Raw genomic sequence first — 1,638 nt, 5'->3', positions numbered from 1 at the left:
ATGCAAGTTCTTAAAAGTATAGATGACGGTATGACCTTTGCCGAGGCGGCTGAGTTTTATAATCTCAGTCCAACCACGATACAGAACTGGAAGAGACGTATTCATAGCAAAACAACCAGGCAAACCAAACCCTATAAAATACCAGATGACGTGCTACTTAATGATGTCAAAGAACACCCTGATGATTACCAGTATGAGCGAGCCCGTCGTTTAAACTGTAGTAAAACAGGCATTTATCATGCCCTAAAGCGGTTAGGCATCAGTCAAAAAAAAGACCTTAGAACATCCAAAAGCCTGTCCGATAAAAAGAGCGATCTATCAAAGTAAGCTTGATACTTTTAAACAACAAGGCTATCCCATCGTCTATATGCATGAGAGCGGCTTTGAACATGAAACCATTTGCTCTCATGGCTATGCACCGATAGGTACACCTTGTATCGATAGCTATAACTGGCAAGGTAAAAAGCGAACCAACGTTATCGGTGCTCTTTATGACAAGATGCTGTTTGCCCTAGATTACTTTAAGCACAACATTAACAGCAACATATTTTACGACTGGTGCAAATTCACGCTAATCCCAAGTCTTAAAACCAAATGCGTGATTGTCATGAATAATGCCAGATTTCATAAGAGCAAACGCATTCAAAAGCTACTGAACAGGCATGGTCATCGTATTCTATGGCTGCCGCCCTACAGTCCTGATCTGAATCCTGAGCGAGGATAAAGCAAAGCATTGCTTTGCCCGAGCGCAAGACGAGAGCTGTGCTCGAGTGGGAGAAAAAATGGGCTCAGGTGAAGTTTCTACGCCAAGGCTGGATGGAAAACGACTTATCCAAATTGTTTTATGATGTTTGTCCTAACCATAACAATTTTATTTTGAGCTGACTATATATAACTATCAACCAACTAAAATACATCGAATCCGTGTGTTACCACCATTAGTTTCTTCTATAGTTGAATAGGTTAATTCTATATTATGCTTCTGTAAAACACTTTTATTGAATGAAGGTTTACCTTTCAAAATAATGTAATATCCAAAATTTTCACTATCTCCATTTTGAGCAAAACTAGAAATCCTGAGTACTCTAACACCGAATTTATTGAAGTCAGTATCCATATTCTTAGATATTTCATTTTTCGTTTTCTTAAATGTGCTATTTATTGATTTTACATTTTTTACTTTATATTTATTGCCAATGATAAACTGACTGTTTTTTTCTCTATTGATGGATTTTCCAAAAGATTCGTATAAAAGCTTATTAGTTCTCCACTTGAGGTGTTAAAAGAACAGCTCAACGTAGATTTGCTTATTAAGTATTGAACATCAATCACTTTGCTTGAGTTCAATTGTTTATCGTGTATTTCTGCCTGTGTGCTGGCAGATGTGGTTAGCAGTAGAAGTACAATCCAGCTGCTAACCGTTTTCTTTACACTATCGAGTCGAGGTAGAGTCATGGAAGTTTAGTCCTTGATCAATTAAAGATTGGGTATCAACTATAGGTGCTGATTGCTGAGACTGTGAACCCCAAGCTTTTTTAGGATAGTAATAAATATACGTACTACCGTTCCAAAAATCTTACTCAAACCTAGCCAATATTGACTATTAGATAGGTTTGACGTTTTCTTTCTGCTTCATTG

Annotated in this window: 2 protein-coding genes; both read left to right on the top strand. The window is 37.3% G+C overall.

Annotation, left to right across the window (positions count from 1 at the left end):
• The gene (locus tag H9653_RS12315) at positions 1 to 327 is read left to right on the top strand and encodes an IS630 transposase-related protein (protein ID WP_191692581.1); all 327 of its coding nucleotides are present in this window, start codon (positions 1 to 3) and stop codon (positions 325 to 327) included.
• A 40-nt stretch (positions 328 to 367) separates the two neighbouring features.
• Positions 368 to 724, top strand: coding sequence for a transposase (locus H9653_RS12310; protein ID WP_102076846.1), 357 nt, complete (start codon positions 368 to 370; stop codon positions 722 to 724).
• Positions 725 to 1,638 lie beyond the last annotated feature (914 nt).

This window comes from Psychrobacter communis (assembly GCF_014836505.1).
Taxonomy (GTDB): Bacteria; Pseudomonadota; Gammaproteobacteria; order Pseudomonadales; family Moraxellaceae; genus Psychrobacter; species Psychrobacter faecalis.
Note: the sequence above shows the minus strand (reverse complement) of the source record. Positions and strands in the feature narration are given on the sequence as shown.